17 protein-coding genes and 1 tRNA gene are annotated in these 17,411 nt (G+C 35.3%); 7 read left to right on the plus strand and 11 right to left on the minus strand.

The window, feature by feature from the left end:
- Positions 1–147 precede the first annotated feature (147 nt).
- The 6 genes from RBH94_RS07090 to RBH94_RS07115 all read left to right on the plus strand — a co-directional run bounded on the left by RBH94_RS07090 (position 148) and on the right by RBH94_RS07115 (position 3,440).
- A tRNA-Ser gene (locus tag RBH94_RS07090) sits at positions 148–235 on the plus strand.
- Between the two features lie 72 nt (positions 236–307).
- Positions 308–1,081 carry a MotA/TolQ/ExbB proton channel family protein gene (locus RBH94_RS07095; protein WP_188224089.1) on the plus strand — a complete coding sequence of 258 codons (774 nt, stop codon included), beginning with the start codon at positions 308–310 and terminating at the stop codon, positions 1,079–1,081.
- A gap of 21 nt (positions 1,082–1,102) precedes the next feature.
- Positions 1,103–1,525: a hypothetical protein gene (locus RBH94_RS07100; RefSeq protein ID WP_307882993.1), complete on the plus strand. Its 423-nt coding sequence runs from the start codon at positions 1,103–1,105 to the stop codon at positions 1,523–1,525.
- A gap of 11 nt (positions 1,526–1,536) precedes the next feature.
- Positions 1,537–2,127: a biopolymer transporter ExbD gene (locus RBH94_RS07105; protein WP_188224091.1), complete on the plus strand. Its 591-nt coding sequence runs from the start codon at positions 1,537–1,539 to the stop codon at positions 2,125–2,127.
- 18 nt (positions 2,128–2,145) lie between these two features.
- Positions 2,146–2,622, plus strand: a complete 477-nt coding sequence (locus RBH94_RS07110) for a biopolymer transporter ExbD (RefSeq protein WP_188224092.1) — start codon at positions 2,146–2,148, stop codon at positions 2,620–2,622.
- Between the two features lie 122 nt (positions 2,623–2,744).
- Positions 2,745–3,440: a porin family protein gene (locus RBH94_RS07115; RefSeq protein WP_307882994.1), complete on the plus strand. Its 696-nt coding sequence runs from the start codon at positions 2,745–2,747 to the stop codon at positions 3,438–3,440.
- On the opposite strand, the gene RBH94_RS07120 is transcribed toward RBH94_RS07115, so the two are convergent.
- The 11 genes from RBH94_RS07120 to rplM all read right to left on the minus strand — a co-directional run bounded on the left by RBH94_RS07120 (position 3,435) and on the right by rplM (position 15,109).
- On the minus strand, positions 3,435–4,043 hold the full coding sequence (locus RBH94_RS07120; RefSeq protein ID WP_307882995.1) for a hypothetical protein: 609 nt from the start codon (positions 4,041–4,043) through the stop codon (positions 3,435–3,437). The genes RBH94_RS07115 and RBH94_RS07120 overlap by 6 nt on opposite strands.
- Positions 4,040–5,500 (minus strand): RNA polymerase factor sigma-54, encoded by a 1,461-nt coding sequence (gene rpoN, locus RBH94_RS07125; RefSeq protein ID WP_307882996.1) that lies wholly within the window; start codon positions 5,498–5,500, stop codon positions 4,040–4,042. The genes RBH94_RS07120 and rpoN overlap by 4 nt, the downstream gene beginning before the upstream one ends.
- Before the next feature lie 68 nt (positions 5,501–5,568).
- Positions 5,569–7,005, minus strand: a complete 1,437-nt coding sequence (gene asnS / locus RBH94_RS07130; RefSeq protein ID WP_307882997.1) for an asparagine--tRNA ligase — start codon at positions 7,003–7,005, stop codon at positions 5,569–5,571.
- Between the two features lie 65 nt (positions 7,006–7,070).
- Complete coding sequence (locus RBH94_RS07135; RefSeq protein ID WP_307882998.1) at positions 7,071–9,461, minus strand: RND family transporter; 2,391 nt, start codon at positions 9,459–9,461, stop codon at positions 7,071–7,073.
- Between the two features lie 47 nt (positions 9,462–9,508).
- Positions 9,509–10,780 (minus strand): hypothetical protein, encoded by a 1,272-nt coding sequence (locus tag RBH94_RS07140; RefSeq protein ID WP_307882999.1) that lies wholly within the window; start codon positions 10,778–10,780, stop codon positions 9,509–9,511.
- A 59-nt stretch (positions 10,781–10,839) separates the two neighbouring features.
- Positions 10,840–11,397, minus strand: a complete 558-nt coding sequence (gene frr, locus RBH94_RS07145) for a ribosome recycling factor (protein WP_307883000.1) — start codon at positions 11,395–11,397, stop codon at positions 10,840–10,842.
- Between the two features lie 48 nt (positions 11,398–11,445).
- Positions 11,446–12,153 carry a UMP kinase gene (gene pyrH, locus RBH94_RS07150; protein ID WP_188224099.1) on the minus strand — a complete coding sequence of 236 codons (708 nt, stop codon included), beginning with the start codon at positions 12,151–12,153 and terminating at the stop codon, positions 11,446–11,448.
- Positions 12,154–12,301: 148 nt separating this feature from the next.
- Positions 12,302–13,276 (minus strand): translation elongation factor Ts, encoded by a 975-nt coding sequence (tsf, locus tag RBH94_RS07155; protein WP_307883001.1) that lies wholly within the window; start codon positions 13,274–13,276, stop codon positions 12,302–12,304.
- 85 nt (positions 13,277–13,361) lie between these two features.
- Complete coding sequence (rpsB, locus tag RBH94_RS07160; RefSeq protein ID WP_188224101.1) at positions 13,362–14,123, minus strand: 30S ribosomal protein S2; 762 nt, start codon at positions 14,121–14,123, stop codon at positions 13,362–13,364.
- Between the two features lie 144 nt (positions 14,124–14,267).
- On the minus strand, positions 14,268–14,654 hold the full coding sequence (gene rpsI, locus RBH94_RS07165) for a 30S ribosomal protein S9 (protein ID WP_188224102.1): 387 nt from the start codon (positions 14,652–14,654) through the stop codon (positions 14,268–14,270).
- Positions 14,654–15,109 carry a 50S ribosomal protein L13 gene (gene rplM, locus RBH94_RS07170; RefSeq protein ID WP_188217125.1) on the minus strand — a complete coding sequence of 152 codons (456 nt, stop codon included), beginning with the start codon at positions 15,107–15,109 and terminating at the stop codon, positions 14,654–14,656. Before rplM ends, rpsI begins: the two co-directional genes overlap by 1 nt.
- Positions 15,110–15,432: 323 nt before the next feature.
- Between rplM and RBH94_RS07175 the strand changes: the two genes are divergently transcribed.
- Complete coding sequence (locus tag RBH94_RS07175; protein WP_307883002.1) at positions 15,433–17,379, plus strand: YgiQ family radical SAM protein; 1,947 nt, start codon at positions 15,433–15,435, stop codon at positions 17,377–17,379.
- The last annotated feature ends 32 nt before the right edge of the window (positions 17,380–17,411 follow it).

Raw genomic sequence — 17,411 nt, forward strand, 5'->3', positions numbered from 1 at the left:
TTGGGTTAAATAAGGTAAAATCTTCAAAACTGTGATCGAAACCACTTTTAGTGGAGAAATGACTTAAAATTAACGGTTAAAATTTTAAGGTTCAAAGAATTTTTTGTTATTTGACCCCCCGAAAAAAAGTGCATCTAATAAAAACACAGAGAGGTGGCCGAGTGGTCGAAGGCGCACGCCTGGAAAGTGTGTATACGCCAAAAGCGTATCGAGGGTTCGAATCCCTTCCTCTCTGCTGAAATATATTTTTAAATTGTATTTTTTTTATATCTTTAACACTTTAACTAATAAAATTAAGATCTAGAACATGAAAAGATTATTTTCTATCCTTGCCATTACTGGAATGATGGCTTTTGGAACTGTTAATGCAACTACAAATGCAAGCACAACTGCAGTGACTACAACTACTGTAACAACTGCGCAAGCTGAAGAGGACGCTCCTGCTGAAGAGCTTACTTTTCATCAAGAATTAAAAAAGAGATTTATTGAGGGTGGTCCTGGATTTATGGGGATTGTACTTTTATGTTTAATCTTAGGTTTAGCAATTGCTATCGAGAGAATTATCTTTTTAAATCTTTCAACAACAAATACTAAAAAATTAACTCAAGAAGTAGAAGATGCTCTTAGCTCAGGTGGAGTAGAAGCTGCTAAAGAAGTTTGTAGAAATACTAAAGGGCCTGTTGCCTCTATCTACTACCAAGGTTTAGATAGAACTGATGAAGGTTTAGACGCGGTTGAGAAAGCTGTTGTAGCTTACGGTGGTGTTCAAATGGGACAATTAGAGAAAAACGTGTCTTGGATTTCATTATTTATCGCATTAGCACCTATGTTAGGATTCATGGGAACGGTAATCGGTATGATTGCGGCATTCGATAAAATTGAGGCAGCTGGTGATATGCAACCATCTCTTGTAGCTGGTGGTATTAAAGTAGCACTTTTAACAACAGTATTCGGTCTTGTTGTAGCGATGATTCTTCAAGTATTCTACAACTATATTATTGCTAAGATTGATAGCATCGTTAACAGTATGGAAGACGCTTCTATTACGTTAATGGATCTATTAATCAGAAACAAAAAGTAATAATAAAACAAAACTCGAATTATGAAATTACATACAATTCTAAAATATATAGCGTATGCTCTGGGGATCGCTGGTGCTATTCTGGCACTAATGATTATGACCTCAGACTCTGAAGGGCTAATAGATAACATTCTTTTTGTTACTTATACTGTGCTTTTCATTGTATTGGCATTAATCGTTATATACGTTGTAAAAGGTCTGTTCGCAGGCAATATTAAAAAGACCTTATTAACTGTAGGTTTATTTGTAGCTGTACTCTTAATCTCTTACGGAATTTCGTCTGGAACAGATTTAGATTTAGCTCAGTTTAACGCAAAAGGATTAGGTATAACCGAAGCGATCTCTAAAAATGTAGGTGCTGGTTTAATTGCTTTTTATATCCTTTCGGTTACTGCTATTGGAGCAACATTGCTTTCAACAGTTAAAAAATTATTACACAAATAAAAAAATAAGATATGGCAAAAAGAGCAGCTCCAGAAGTAAATGCAGGCTCCATGGCCGACATCGCGTTTTTACTGTTAATATTTTTCTTAGTAACTACTACTATTGAAACAGATGCAGGAATCAACCGTAAGTTACCACCTATGGAAGATGAAAACGTTCAGCCGCCAACAATTAAAAAGAAGAACATCTTTGAAGTTTTATTAAATGGAAAAGATCAGTTACTTGTAGAAGATGAAATAATGGAAATTAAAGATCTTAGACAAGCAGCAATCGAGTTCTTAGATAATGGTGGCGACGGTTCTTGTAGTTATTGTAACGGTAAAAAGGATTCTGATTCATCTGATAATCCAGATAAAGCTATTATTTCTTTGAAAAACGAACGTGAAACCACGTATAAAACATATATCGCAGTACAAAACGAATTAGTTGCTGCATACAATGTTTTAAGAGATCGTAGAGCGAAATCTCAATACGGTATCTCATTCGCAGAAATGCAAGCTAATTATGACGATGTAAATTGGCCAGGAAATAAAACCAAGTTGAAAGAGCAAATTGAGCAGATAAAATTAGATTATCCTCAAAAGCTTTCAGAAGTACAATAAATTAAAATTTAACATTTTATGGCTAAATTTAATAAGAAAAAAAGCGGCGATATGCCGGCAATATCAACGGCATCGCTACCCGATATTGTATTTATGTTATTATTCTTCTTTATGGTGGCAACCGTAATGAGGCAAAATACATTAATGGTTGAAAATAATTTGCCATTTGCTGATCAGGTTGAGAAGTTAGATAAAAAAGATTTGGTAATGTATATTTATGCAGGTAAACCAAGTGAAAATTATTCTAAACAATATGGTACAGCGGCTAAAATTCAGCTGAATGATAAATTTGCTGATGTTAGCGAAATTGCGGCTTTTATTGCAGCAGAGCGCGCATCAAAAAGAGAAGAACTAGTTCCATTTTTAACTACTGCTTTAAAAGTAGATAGTGATGCTAACATGGGATTAGTAAGTGATATTAAGAAAGAATTACGTAAAGTAAATGCGCTAAAAATTAACTACACTACTAAAAAAGGTAGCGTAGTAGGTGAATAGATTTTAATTCTTAATTTTATATTTAAAAGCGTTTTGAGTAATCAAAACGCTTTTATTTTTTTAGAGTATTGGATTTATCATAAATTTATAACTAATAAAATTTGAGGTCTAAATTGTGTCGTATGAGAAGCAGTATGTTGTTTTTTATATTTTTTGTTATCGGTTATCAGCAAATGTTAGCTCAGGAGCCCTTAGAAAAGGTTGTAGATTCGCTTTACAAGGAAGATCAGTTTTATATTGGCGTAACATATAATCTTTTTGGTAATCGTCCCATAGACCTCTCTCAAAATGGGTTTTCTAACGGAATTCATTTGGGTTTTATAAAAGACATGCCCTTAAATCCACGCAGAAATGTAGCGCTGGGATTAGGACTTGGCTATTCTGCTAACTCTTTTTATCATAATCTGCATATTAGACAAGATGAAAATCAGATAATGACTTATGATATTATCTTAGAAAGTGGGTCGTACACCAAAAATAAATTTAGTAATCATCTCGTTGAATTACCTATTGAGTTTAGATGGCGATCATCAACACCTGAGGAATATAAATTCTGGCGAATTTATACGGGCTTTAAACTAGGGTATATTTTTAGAAACCGAGTGAAGTACAGGGGTGATTTAGGTGATGTTCACTACACAAATGTAAAAGGATTCGAAAAGTTTCAGTACGGCTTTACCCTTAGTTTTGGATATAATACCTGGAATGCCTATCTGTATTATGCCTTGTCTCCTATTTTTGCCAAAGACAATCAAATTAATGGGCAAAATATTGATATGAATAACATTAAAATAGGCTTGATGTTTTATATTCTATAGCCAATAATTTACTAATAGCAATTGCGGAAGTGCACCCACAAAAAGACCTAAAATTAACTCCATATACGTATGTGCATTTGCATGTAATCTAGAGGTAGCTATAGCGCCGGTAATAACACTCATTAAAGCTAGAGTACCATTAATATTAATGCTAAAATGGATACTTAGTGCGATAAAAAACATAAAAACACCTGAAATCCCCATCATGTGAATACTGGCCTTAAACTTGAAGACCGCTAACATTAAACAGGTCATAGAGGAAATTAATATGCCTAAAAAGAAATAGTACAGTTCTATAATTTGATTAGGCGTTAAAATGCGTTGTAATATTACGATAACAACAATACAATTTAAAGCTAATGGTAAAATGCGTTCTTGGGCCGTAGGCATGTAAATGGACTCTACTTTACCTAAAGTCCTAAGTAAAAAATATAGAAGAATAGGTAGAATGATGGTTAAAATAAAAAGCGAAATTAATTTGGCCTGTATAATTTCATGTGGAATAAAACGTGGTGATTTTGAAAAGTAAAAAATAACACCCAGTACAGGCATTATTAGCGGATGAAAAACAAACGAAATACTTTTTAAAATCTTATCCATCATATCTTTTTGCGTAAGCGGGCAACGGGAATATCAAGTTGCTCTCGGTATTTTGCAACCGTACGCCTAGCAATAGGATAGCCTTTTTCTTTTAAAATGGAGGCTAAGTTTTCGTCGGTTAGGGGTTTTTTCTTGTTTTCTTCTTCAATGACAGTTTCTAATATTTTTTTGATTTCTCGTGTTGAAACATCTTCACCTTGATCATTTTTCATGGCTTCAGAGAAGAAATCTTTAATCAGCTTGGTGCCGTAAGGGGTGTCGACATACTTGCTGTTTGCAACCCTTGAAACCGTGGAAACATCCATGTTAATTTCGTCTGCAATGTCTTTAAGAATCATTGGTTTTAAGGTACGTTCATCTCCAGTTAAGAAATACTCTTCCTGATAATGCATAATAGCACTCATGGTTACAAATAAAGTCTGCTGACGTTGCTTTATAGCTTCAATAAACCATTTGGCGGCATCTAACTTTTGCTTGATAAAAAGGACCGCATCTTTTTGTGATTTCGATTTCTCTTTAGATTCCTTATAGCCCTTTAACATATCGTTGTATCCTCTCGATACATGCAGTTCTGGAGCATTTCGGCCGTTAAGTGTCAATTCCAGTTCGCCATCAACAATTCTAATTGCAAAATCGGGAACCACATGTTCTACTATACGGTTATTACCAGCGTAAGATCCTCCAGGTTTTGGGTTAAGGTGCTCAATTTCATGAATGGCATCTTTGAGTTGCAGTTCTGTAACATCAAATTTTTGTAATAGTTTATTGTAATGCTTTTTCGTGAACTGTTCGAAAGCATTATCGATAATATCAATAGCCAATTCGGTATCAGGTGTTCTGTCTTTGCGATGCAATTGTATGCTTAAACACTCTTGCAGATTTCTAGCTCCAACACCTGCAGGATCTAACTGGTGAACAATTTTTAATACGCTGTTTATTTTCTCTTCGCTAGTATAAACGTTTTGGGTAAATGCCAGGTCGTCCATAATATCCGAAAGAGAACGACGAATGTATCCGCTTTCGTCAACACTACCAACTAAAAATTCGGCAATGTCACGTTCTTCGTCGTCTAATCTATAGGTGTTAAGTTGATTGATTAAGTGTTGCGTAAATGACATTCCTGCAGCGTAAGGCATGCTTTTTTCTTCATCATCGCTACTGTAATTATTAGCCTGCATGCGATAATCAGGAATTTCATCATCACTTAGGTATTCATCAACATTAATGTCATCATTTCCAATGGTTTCATTATCGTTATACTCATCATTAGAGTTGTCGAAATCATTTTCAAAATCATTGTCACCAGAATCTTTACCACTGTCTAAAGCAGGATTTTCTTCTAATTCCTGTTTTACACGTTGCTCGAAAGCCTGCGTTGGCAACTGAATCAATTTCATCAATTGAATTTGTTGCGGCGACAGCTTTTGCGATAATTTAAATTGTAAATGTTGCTTGAGCATCTTGTGATTTGGTATAAGATAAAAGTAAAAAAACTTTTACTGATGTGTAACCATTAAATTAATGTTTTCTAAAATTCGGCGTTTTGAGGTGTTCTAGGGAACGGAATTACGTCTCTAATATTGGTCATACCTGTTGCGAACATGACTAAACGCTCGAAGCCTAAACCAAATCCAGAGTGTACGGCTGTTCCAAATTTACGAAGGTCTAAATACCACCAAAGATCTTCCTCAGGAATATCAATGGCTGCCATTTTTTGTTTTAACACATCTAGACGTTCTTCACGTTGAGCGCCACCAACGATTTCACCAATACCAGGGAATAAAATATCCATAGCACGAACGGTTTTACCATCGTCATTTAAGCGCATGTAGAATGCTTTAATATTGGCAGGATAATCGAATAAAATTACCGGACAGTTAAAGTGTTTTTCTACCAAGTAACGCTCGTGCTCACTTTGTAAATCTGCACCCCACTCGTCGATAATGTATTTGAATTTCTTCTTTTTATTTGGTTTACTGTTACGTAAAATATCGATTGCTTCGGTATAGCTTACACGCTTAAAGTTATTGTCGGTAACGAACTTTAATTTTTCAATTAAAGTCATTGGGCTACGCTCAGCTTGTGGTTTTTTCTTGTCTTCGTCTTGTAAACGCTTATCTAAAAACTCTAAATCTTCTTTATTATGTTCTAAAACGTATTGAATAACCGATTTCATAAAGTCTTCGGCTAAATCCATGTTACCTGGTAAATCCATAAAGGCAACTTCAGGCTCAATCATCCAGAATTCTGCTAAGTGACGAGATGTATTCGAGTTTTCTGCTCTAAACGTTGGACCGAAGGTATATACTTTACCTAAAGACATCGCATAGGTTTCGGCTTCTAACTGACCAGAAACCGTTAAGTTGGTCTCTTTACCAAAGAAATCCTTAGTGTAATCGACCTCACCAGCGTCGTTTAAAGGTGGGTTTTTAGAATCTAAGCTCGTTACTTTAAACATTTCTCCAGCGCCTTCTGCATCACTACCTGTAATAATAGGTGCGTGCATATAATAGAAACCGTTTTCGTTAAAGTATTTATGAATGGCAAAAGATAAAGCCGAACGCAGACGCATCACCGCACTGAATGTATTTGTTCTGGTGCGTAAGTGTGCATTTTCTCTTAAAAATTCGAACGAATGCTTTTTAGGCTGAATAGGGTAAGTTTCAGGATCTGAATCTCCTAACACATCAACAAATGTAGCTTGTATTTCAACAGTTTGTCCCTTTCCTTGACTTTCAACTAAGTCTCCTTTTATGTGAACGGCAGCACCGGTGGTAATGCGCTTCAATAAGGCTTCATCAAAATTTTCAAAATCAACTACACATTGAATATTACTTAAAGTCGATCCGTCGTTTAAAGCAATAAAACGATTCGCTCTAAAGGTTCTTACCCAACCTTTAATTTCAACTTCAGTATTAGGAGTTGTATTTTGAGATAATAATTCTGAAACGGTATATGATTTCATAGGTATTAAAATTAATAATGTAAATATAAAATTTAGCCTGCTTATATTAAAACCAAGAGGCGTGCTTATTCGTCGTTGTCGTCTTCTTCCGGAATAATATTTATTGAAGGCTCTTTTAAAACTTCTTTATTGGCAATACTGCGTTCTAACGATAATAATAACGAAGGCAGTAGTAATAAGTTCGATAACATGGCAAATAACAGCGTAGTTGAAACTAAAGCACCCAAGGCAACTGTTCCACCAAAGCTGGAAATGGTAAATACCGAAAATCCAAAGAACAGTACAATGGAAGTATAAAACATACTCACCCCGGTTTCACGCAATGCACCATAAACGGAAGGTTTTATTTTCCAGTGCCTGGCTTGTAACTCTTGTCTGTATTTTGCCAGGAAATGTATCGTATCGTCTACCGAAATACCAAAGGCAATACTAAATACCAAAATAGTTGATGGCTTTATTGGAACGCCTAAATACCCCATTAAACCAGCCGTAACTAATAGTGGTAATAAGTTTGGTATTAATGAAATAATAATCATTCTAAACGACCTAAACATATAGGCCATGAAAAGAGCTATTAAAATAATAGCCAGCGACAATGAAATTACCAGATTCTTAACCAGATATTTTGTTCCTTTTTGAAAAACTACTGCTTTACCAGTCATGGTAACGGCATAACGTTCTCCCGGGAATAGTTTGTCTATTTTGGTTTGAAGATTTTCCTCAATACGCTCCATCTTTTCGGTACCAATATCCTTCATAAACGTTGTAATACGTGCGTATTGCCCTGTGCTGTCTACAAAGTTTTTAAGTAAGTCGACATTCGATGATGAATTTTTAGCGTAGGATAGAATAAAACTGTTTTCCTGGCTTGTTGGTAACTGGTAATATTTCGTGTTGCCGTTATAGTAGGCTTGTTTAGAATATTTTACCAGGTCTACTACAGAAATAGGTTTTGATAGTTCAGGAATTTCGTTGATGACCTCTTGTAATTCATCCATACGTTTTAAAGTCGCTAGTTTCATAACTCCTTTTTTACGTTTGGTGTCTATCATAATTTCAACAGGCATGATGCCATTAAATTCTTTTTCGAAGAAACGAATATCACTAACGAAATCGGAATCCTGAGGCATGTCTTCAATTAAACTCCCCGTAATTTTTATTTGGTAAATCCCAATAATACTCACAATAAGTAATACTAAACCTGTACAGTAAATGGCAATACGTTCTTGCTTTACCATACGTTCCATCCAGTCTACAAAACCACCAATCCAGCGTTTGTTTAAGTGTTCTAAGTGGCGATCTTTAGGGAAAGGTAAAAAGGTGTATATAATTGGAATAATTAATAAACACAATACAAAAATGGCCAAAATACTTAACGAGGCTACGATACCAAATTCTTTTAATAAGGTGCTTTCGGTAAGTATAAAGGTTGCAAAACCAGAAGCCGTAGTAATATTTGTCATTAAAGTCGCATTACCGATTTTGGTAATGACACGTTGTAACGATTTTACTTTATTACCGTGTTTTTTTACTTCATTTTGGTATTTATTAATTAAGAAAATACAGTTTGGAATTCCGATGACAATAATAAGTGGCGGAATTAAAGCTGTAAGTACGGTAATTTCATAGTTAAGGCTTCCGAGGATTCCTAAGGTCCACATCACACCGATGCTAACAACGATAAGTGAAATAAAAGTGGCTCTAAAGGAACGGAAAAAGAAAAAGAAAATCACCGATGTTACTAATAATGCAGCACCAACAAACCAGCCAATTTCACTAACAATAACTTGTGCATTTAAAGTTCGTATATAAGGCATTCCGGAAATGCGAACGTTTAAATTATTAGCTTCAGAAAATGCTCTTACCGTTGGCTCTAAAGTGTTGGCAACAAAGTCTTTTCTAATAGAGGTGTTTACAATGTCTTTTTTTAAGTATATGGCTGTTCTAATGGTTTTAGTTTCCTTGTTGAATAGCACATTATCGTAAAACGGATATTTATTAAACAGCTCGTATTCCAGAGATTCAATTTGCTCGTTAGATGAAATAGAATCTTTAATAAACGGTTCTAAGGTAAACTTTTCGTGTGTGGTGTCTTTAACTAATTTCTGTAAGTCTTTTACCGAAACAACAGTTTCAACCTCGTCGTATTTTTTAAAATCTTGAGCCAGATTGTTCCATGCGTTTAACTTTCCGACAGTTAAAAGCGTAGAATCTTTAACGCCAAGAATAATTAGGTTGCCTTCTTCTCCAAAGATGTTTAAAAACTCGTTATACTTAACATTAACCTCGTGGTCATCTGGTAATAAATTAGCCTCAGTATTGGAAAAACGCATGTTTTTCCATTGAGTGCTAAATAAAACCGTAATAGCAACAATACTAACTAATATCCCTATTTTATTACGTAAAATAAGTCGGGCAACAACGTCCCAAAAGTGTTTTGTAAAAAGTTTAAGCATGCCTTAAATAAAAGTTGGGCAAAGGTAGGAAAAACAAGTGTATTACCTCATAAAGAGACGTTAAATGTAAACTTAAAAGCAATATTATCTGCGATATTCGGAAGGTGATATGCACCATATCTGTAAGTAAAGCTTAAACCGAAACCAAAAAGTAATTTATTAAGCTCAAAACCCGATTCGGTATATCCTTTATCTAAAGTATTAAAGCTAATATTTTGATGACGGTCGGGGTTGTCCATATTTCCTAAAGCATATCTCATAATTAGCACCATTTGTGGTTTGTATTTTGGGGAAATATTAAAAGGTTTCAGGTAGTGTTTAAATTGAACCGTTGTGAATTTATCTGAAAAGAATTCATTAAAATACATGGTTTCAAAACTATTAATACCAGCGACGGAAAATCGTTGTAAAATGGTTTCCTTGTTAATATTGTTAGGGTAAGCGTGGTATAAATGGGTTAAAGGAACATCTCCATTAGCAATACCGGCAACTAGTGCGATTTGTGAGTAGCTTGCTTTCTCATCGCCAAATTGATAGATGGTTCTGAAATCTAATTTTGAAAAATTAAAATCGCTTTTAAAAACATCCTTAAAACTTTTGGTGTATTGAACGGTAAACTTTGGAAACCCTTTTTTAACTTCTTTTAAACCTTGTCTTGAGTCTTCATATATGCTAAACGGGCTCCATTGTAATGCGAATTTAGCCGAACTAATATCGAATTCGTTAAACGACGTGTCTCCAACAACGTATGTGTAATTATATGTTGGGTCTATACGACTGATAGAGAATACAGATTCTGATAAAATCTTAGGAGTTATTTGATGCTCTAAACCAATAGATTTTGTTACATGCGCATGAAATAAGCTTATGTTAAGAAGTCTCGGCTCAAAAAATTGAAAAAAACGTTTATCGGTTAAAAATTTGGTGCTTCCTGTTTCCTGTAAATCGTCGGTATATGAAGCGCTAATCCAGGTATTTGTTTTTTCGGCTAAACGATAAGCTCCACCGACACTATATTTAAATTTGTCGTCCCCGAATCCGTAAACAAGATAACCGTTTACACGAAAAGATTCTGATAGTGCGTCGTTAGTAATACCTCCAAGCCCGGTTCGTAAGGCCTCGTATTGATTGTATTTGATAAGGTAACGTAAATCGAAATTGAAGTATTTTGTTGGGAAATAGCCATTGCCTAAATGCTCGATAAAAGCTTTACGTTTTAGCGAATCTTTCACCGTTTTGTTGGTGTCTAAAGATAACGATTGTGCCTGCAACAGGGAGGAAGCACAAAAACAAAAAATAAGAAAGACATGCTTTAACATAGTTGCAGCTAAAAAGCTTCAGGTTTATAAAAAAAGCGACTTGATGTCGCTTTTTAATATTATACAGTCATGATTTCCTTTTCTTTCACATCGAAAATATCATCAATCTTTTTAACGTACTTATCGGTGATTTGTTGTACGTCGATTTCAGCATTTTTCTTAACATCGTCAGAAACGTCGTCTAACTTTTTAATATCGTTATTAGCGTCTTTTCTAGCCGATCTAATACTAATTTTAGCATCTTCAGCTTCAGCTTTAGCTTGTTTTGCTAAATCGCGTCTGCGTTCTTCAGTTAAAGGGGGTACATTAATAATAATAGTATCACCATTGTTCATTGGGTTAAAACCTAAATTAGCAATCATAATACCACGCTCAATTTCTTGAAGCATATTTTTTTCCCATGGTTGTACGGTAATCGTTCTACCATCAGGAGTACTAACATTAGCTACCTGGCTTAATGGTGTTTGAGCCCCGTAGTAATCTACCATAACACTTCCTAACATAGCAGGACTTGCTTTACCTGCACGAATGTTTACAAATGCTTTTTCTAAGTGCTTAATAGCATTAGTCATGGACTCTTTTGCAGTGTCTAGTATAAATTGAATGTCTTCGTTCATGTTTTTAGCTTTTAAGTAAAATCAATGTTTCAAAAATTGCGCCAAATGTTATAGGTTAACCTCGGTACCAACTTTTTCGCCGGAAACCACTTTTAAAAGGTTTCCTTTTTTATTCATATCGAATACGATAATTGGTAACTGGTTTTCTTGACTTAAGGTGAAAGCCGTAGTATCCATAACTTTTAAGCCTTTTCTTAAAACATCATCGAAAGATATGAAATTAAATTTAGTGGCTTTGTCGTCTTTTTCAGGATCGGCATTGTAAATACCATCAACACGAGTTCCTTTTAAAATTACATCGGCTTCAATTTCTATAGCGCGTAAAACGGCTGCAGAATCGGTTGTAAAATAAGGGTTTCCTGTACCTCCACCAAAAATAACCACACGACCTTTTTCAAGGTGACGTATAGCTCTTCTTCTAATAAAAGGTTCGGCTACTTCGTTAATTTTAATAGCGGATTGTAATCTTGTAGGTATGTCGGCATCTTCCAGGGCACTTTGTAATGCCAGACCATTAATTACTGTGGCTAACATTCCCATGTGATCTCCTTGTACACGATCCATACCGTTACTTGCTCCGGCAACACCTCTAAAAATGTTTCCACCACCAATAACAATGGCAACTTCTACACCTTTATCGGTAATTTGTTTAATGTCGTTTGCATATTCGGCTAAACGTTCTGGATCTATACCATATTGGCGATCTCCCATTAAAGCTTCGCCAGATAATTTAAGGAGTATTCTTTTGTATTTCATTTATTTGTTTACTCAGGTTGTGCAAATATAATCAATATCTTAAATTGCTAAAGTGAATTTTTTAGGCAATTTAAAAACTTAAGATTTGTGTATAAAAAAACCATTGTACTATAAGCACAATGGTTTTATATTTTTGTTGTTAAATAGATTAACCTACAGAAGCTCTTTTGAAATCAACGATTTCAACGTCACCGTAAGAAGCTACATATTTAGCAACAGTAGATTTTTCATCTTTAATGAAGTTTTGGTCTAATAAACATTTTTCTTTATCAAGAGTGGTGTTATCAGAAACAAAACGATCCATTTTACCTGGTAAGATGTTAGCCCAGATTTTTTCTGGTTTACCTTCAGCAGCTAATTGTGCTTTTGCATCTTCTTCAGCTTGCGCTAATACCTCAGGAGTTAATTGAGACATAGAGATGTATTTAGGTACGTTTTTAAGTGTTTTACCTAAACGTGCTAACTCTTCGTTATCTTTTTCGATTACAGCAATTCTAGCTTCAGTTTCAGAAGCAACATAAGCAGGATCGAAATCTTTGTAAGATAAAGTAGTCGCACCCATAGAAGCTACTTGCATAGCTACATCTTTTACTAAAGTTTCAGCGTTATCTACTTTTGCAGATAAACCAACTAAAGCAGCGATTTTGTTAATGTGAACGTAAGCACCAACGTAAGGAGCTTCTAGTTTTTCGAAAGACGTGATGTCTAGCTTCTCACCAATAACACCAGTTTGCTCAACTAATTTATCAGCAACAGTAAGACCTCCAAAGTCTGCAGCTAAGAATTCTTCTTTAGTGTTATAGTTTAGAGCAAGCTCAGCTAAATCGTTAGCTAATTTTACGAAGTTTTCGTTTTTACCTACGAAATCAGTCTCACATCCTAAAACGATAGCAACACCAGCAGTTTGGTCTGCGTTTAATTTAGCAACAGCAGCACCTTCAGAAGAATCTCTGTCAGCTCTTTTTTCTGCTACTTTTTGTCCTTTTTTACGTAAAACTTCAATTGCCTTATCAAAATCTCCACCAGCTTCAACTAAAGCTTTTTTACAATCCATCATTCCTGCACCAGTAGCTTGTCTTAATTTGTTAACCTCTGCTGCTGTAACTTTTACTGTAGATTCCATATATTTTTTAATTTAAAAAAAGTCGTTTAACATATTTCAACAAAGAAAATAATTAAACGACTTAGTTATATTGTGTAATTGTTAATTATTCTTCCTCATTAGCTGCAACTGTTTTAGCTGCTGCTTTTTTAGCTTTAGGAGCATCTCCTTCTGCTTTCTCAGCTTTTCTTTCTGCTAAACCTGCAGAGATAGAAGCTGTAACATGAGTTAAGATTTTATCGATCGATTTAGAAGCGTCGTCGTTTGCTGGGATAACATAATCAACTTGACGAGGGTCAGAGTTGGTATCTACCATAGCAAAGATAGGAATGTTTAATTTTTGAGCTTCTTTAATCGCGATGTGTTCACGTTTAATATCAACTACAAATAAAGCACCTGGTAAACGCGTCATGTCGCTAATAGAACCTAAGTTTTTCTCTAACTTAGCTCTTAAACGATCTACTTGTAAACGTTCTTTTTTAGATAACGTGTTGAAAGTACCATCTTTCTTCATTCTATCGATAGAAGCCATTTTCTTAACAGCTTTTCTAATAGTAACGAAGTTAGTTAACATACCACCTGGCCATCTTTCAGTGATGTAAGGCATGTTGATAGCTCCTGCTTTTTCAGCAACGATATCTTTTGCTTGCTTTTTAGTTGCAACGAATAAAATTTTACGACCAGAAGCTGCGATTTTTGCTAACGCTGCTCCAGCTTCATCAATTTTAGCTGCAGTTTTATATAAGTTGATAATATGGATGCCATTACGCTCCATGTATACGTAAGGAGCCATGTTTGGGTCCCACTTACGAGTAAGGTGTCCGAAGTGTACACCTGCTTCAAGTAATTCTTTTACTTCTACTGCCATTTTTGTAATAGTTTACGTTCTGTTGAATTAGCAATGATTAAGTGGTCATAGAATATTCGCCTTAACCATTTAGATGCTAAACTAAATCCTGTTTTGTAAACAAGGATAACAACAATAACTGTTATTAATTTTTTTAATTTAATATTAACGTTTAGAGAACTGGAATTTCTTACGAGCTTTCTTCTGACCGAATTTCTTACGCTCTACCATTCTTGGGTCTCTCGTTAATAAACCTTCTGGTTTAAGAGTTAATCTGTTTTCAGCATCTACTTCGCACATAGCACGAGAGATTGCTAAACGGATAGCCTCTGCTTGACCAGTAATACCACCTCCATATACATTTACGGTAATATCAAAGTTGCTTTCATTGTTAGTCAAAGCTAATGGTTGCTTAACTTTATACTGTAATGTAGCAGTAGTAAAGTAGCTAGCTAAGTCTTTTTTGTTAATAGTGATGTTCCCACTTCCAGCAGCAACATACGCACGAGCAACAGCCGTTTTTCTACGGCCAATTTTGTGAATTACTTCCATTAATTGAATTCGTTTAAGTTAATTGTAGCTGGCTTTTGTGCAGCGTGAGCGTGCTCTGTTCCAACAACAACTGTTAAGTTACGGAATAAATCTGCACCTAATTTGTTTTTAGGTAACATTCCTTTTACTGATTTTTCTACGATTCTTGCTGGATCTTTTCCAAACAATTCTGTAGCTGTTAAACTTCTTTGACCACCTGGGTAACCGGTGTGACGGATGTACGTTTTATCGTTCCATTTGTTTCCGGTTAAGTTGATTTTTTCAGCGTTGATAACAATTACGTTATCACCACAATCAACGTGAGGTGTGAAGCTAGGCTTGTGTTTACCTCTTAATAGTTTTGCAACTTTAGAAGCTAAACGACCCAAAGATTGTCCTTCGGCGTCAACTAAAACCCACTGCTTATCTGCAGTAGCTTTGTTAGCTGATACTGTTTTGTAGCTTAATGTGTCCACGTTTTTAATTAATTTTTATTAAACATTCCTCTCTCAAAAAGAGTTTGCAAATTTACGATTAATTATTTTATTACCAAATAGACTCCTAACTTATTTTTATACAGCTTTTTAAATTAGCAAAATATAGGGTAATTATTATGTAAAGACATTATAATGAATTGTTTGTACTTATACAAATAAATTCAAGGACTGAAGTTTTAACAAATGGTAAAATTATTAGTTACGTGTTAAAGCATCAAATTCGGGTTTCAGGGTGGTAAAAAAATCATAAAGCTTTAATAAATAAACAGCAAGACTTATAAATTGACTATTTTTGCAGCGTTATGCAAGAACTACAACTTTCAGATTGGTTACCTACCACTAACAAAGAGGTTAAGATACGCGGATGGGAAGAACTCGATGTTATCCTGTTCAGCGGTGATGCTTATGTGGATCATCCAACCTTTGGTCCGGCTGTTATTGGCCGTACTTTAGAAAGTTATGGGTTAAAAGTAGCTATTGTTCCACAGCCTAATGTGAACGATAATCTTCAGGATTTCGTGAAGCTTGGTCGCCCTCGATTATTTTTTGGGGTAACCGGTGGCTGTATGGATCCTATGATTAGTAATTACAACGCTAATAAAAAGCGTCGTGATAAGGATGCTTATACACCAAATGGAGATATAGGGTTTCGTCCCGATTATGCTACGACGGTATATTCGAATATATTAAAGGAGAAATGGCCTGATGTTCCGGTATTGATAGGGGGTATTGAAGCCTCATTGCGCCGTGTCACCCATTACGATTATTGGAGCGATAAATTAATGCCTTCTATTTTAGAGTCTTCTAAAGCCGATATGCTGGTTTATGGTATGGGGGAGCAGCCCATGCGAGAGATTGTGCGTTTATTGCAAAAGGGCGTGCCATTTAGTAGTTTAAATACAATTAATCAAACTGCAGTTCTTGTTAAGAAAGACGAAAGCATACCAAAAAATAGTAATTGGGAAGATGTTGAAATCGCATCGCATGAAACATGCTTAAAGGATAAAAAAGCCTATGCTTCTAACTTTAAAGTGATAGAACAGGAGTCTAACAAGTTAGCGGCGCGACGAATTTTTCAAAAGGTAGGCGATAAAACCTTAATGATTAATCCGCCATTTCCAACAATGACGGAAGAGGAAATCGATGCCTCTTTCGATTTACCTTATACACGTTTACCGCATCCAAAATATAATAAGCGCGGACCAATTCCAGCGTTCGAAATGATTAAGTTTTCCATTAATATTCACCGTGGATGTTTTGGAGGCTGTAGTTTCTGTACCATTTCGGCACACCAAGGAAAGTTTATAGCATCTCGCAGTCAGGAGTCTATTTTAGCTGAAGTTGATAAAGTGGCAAATATGCCGGACTTTAAAGGGTATTTATCCGATATTGGCGGGCCAAGTGCGAATATGTATAAAATGAAGGGTAAAGTTCAGTCGATATGCGATAAGTGTGTGGCGCCTTCATGTATTTCACCTGTAATTTGTAGTAACCTGGATACCTCACACAAGCCGTTAACCCAATTGTATCAGGCGGTTGATAGTCATCCAAAAGTGAAAAAATCTTTTATCGGTAGTGGTATACGTCATGATATGTTGGTGCCGGAGTTTAATAAAAATGCCGATGCTAAGGAATTAGATGACTATACGGAAGAGGTAATGACCAAGCACGTTTCTGGTCGATTGAAAGTGGCACCAGAGCATACCAGTGATCCGGTATTGAAATTGATGCGTAAACCCTCATTTAGTTATTTTCATAAGTTTAAGGAGCGTTTCGATAAGATAAATGTGAAGCACAAATTAAAGCTTCAGTTAATTCCTTATTTTATATCCAATCATCCAGCATGTGAAGCTGAAGATATGGCAAATCTGGCAGCGGAAACCAAAGATATGGGCTTCCAGTTAGAGCAGGTGCAAGGCTTTACGCCAACACCAATGACGGTGGCAACAGTAATCTATTACAGTGGCTATCATCCGTATACCTTAAAGAAAGTAAGAACACCTAAAACTAGAAAAGAGAAAGACGAACAACATCGTTTCTTCTTTTGGTATAAAGATGAAAATAAAGCTTGGATTAGAAATACATTAAACAAGTTAGGGCGTCAGGATTTGTTAAAAGTCCTATTGCCTGAAAACGATTCATGGCGAAAAAACAAACCAGGAAAGCCAAAGCATACATTTAATGACGCTGTACCATTTAATCAGCGTAAAAATAAAGCGAAGTTCAAATCTAAAAATAAGAAACGTTAATTCGTAAAAACAAAAAGCCTTGTATTGAATAC

Origin of the sequence: Aestuariibaculum sp. YM273 (assembly GCF_030908365.1) — a bacterium.
Lineage (GTDB): Bacteria > Bacteroidota > Bacteroidia > Flavobacteriales > Flavobacteriaceae > Aestuariibaculum > Aestuariibaculum marinum.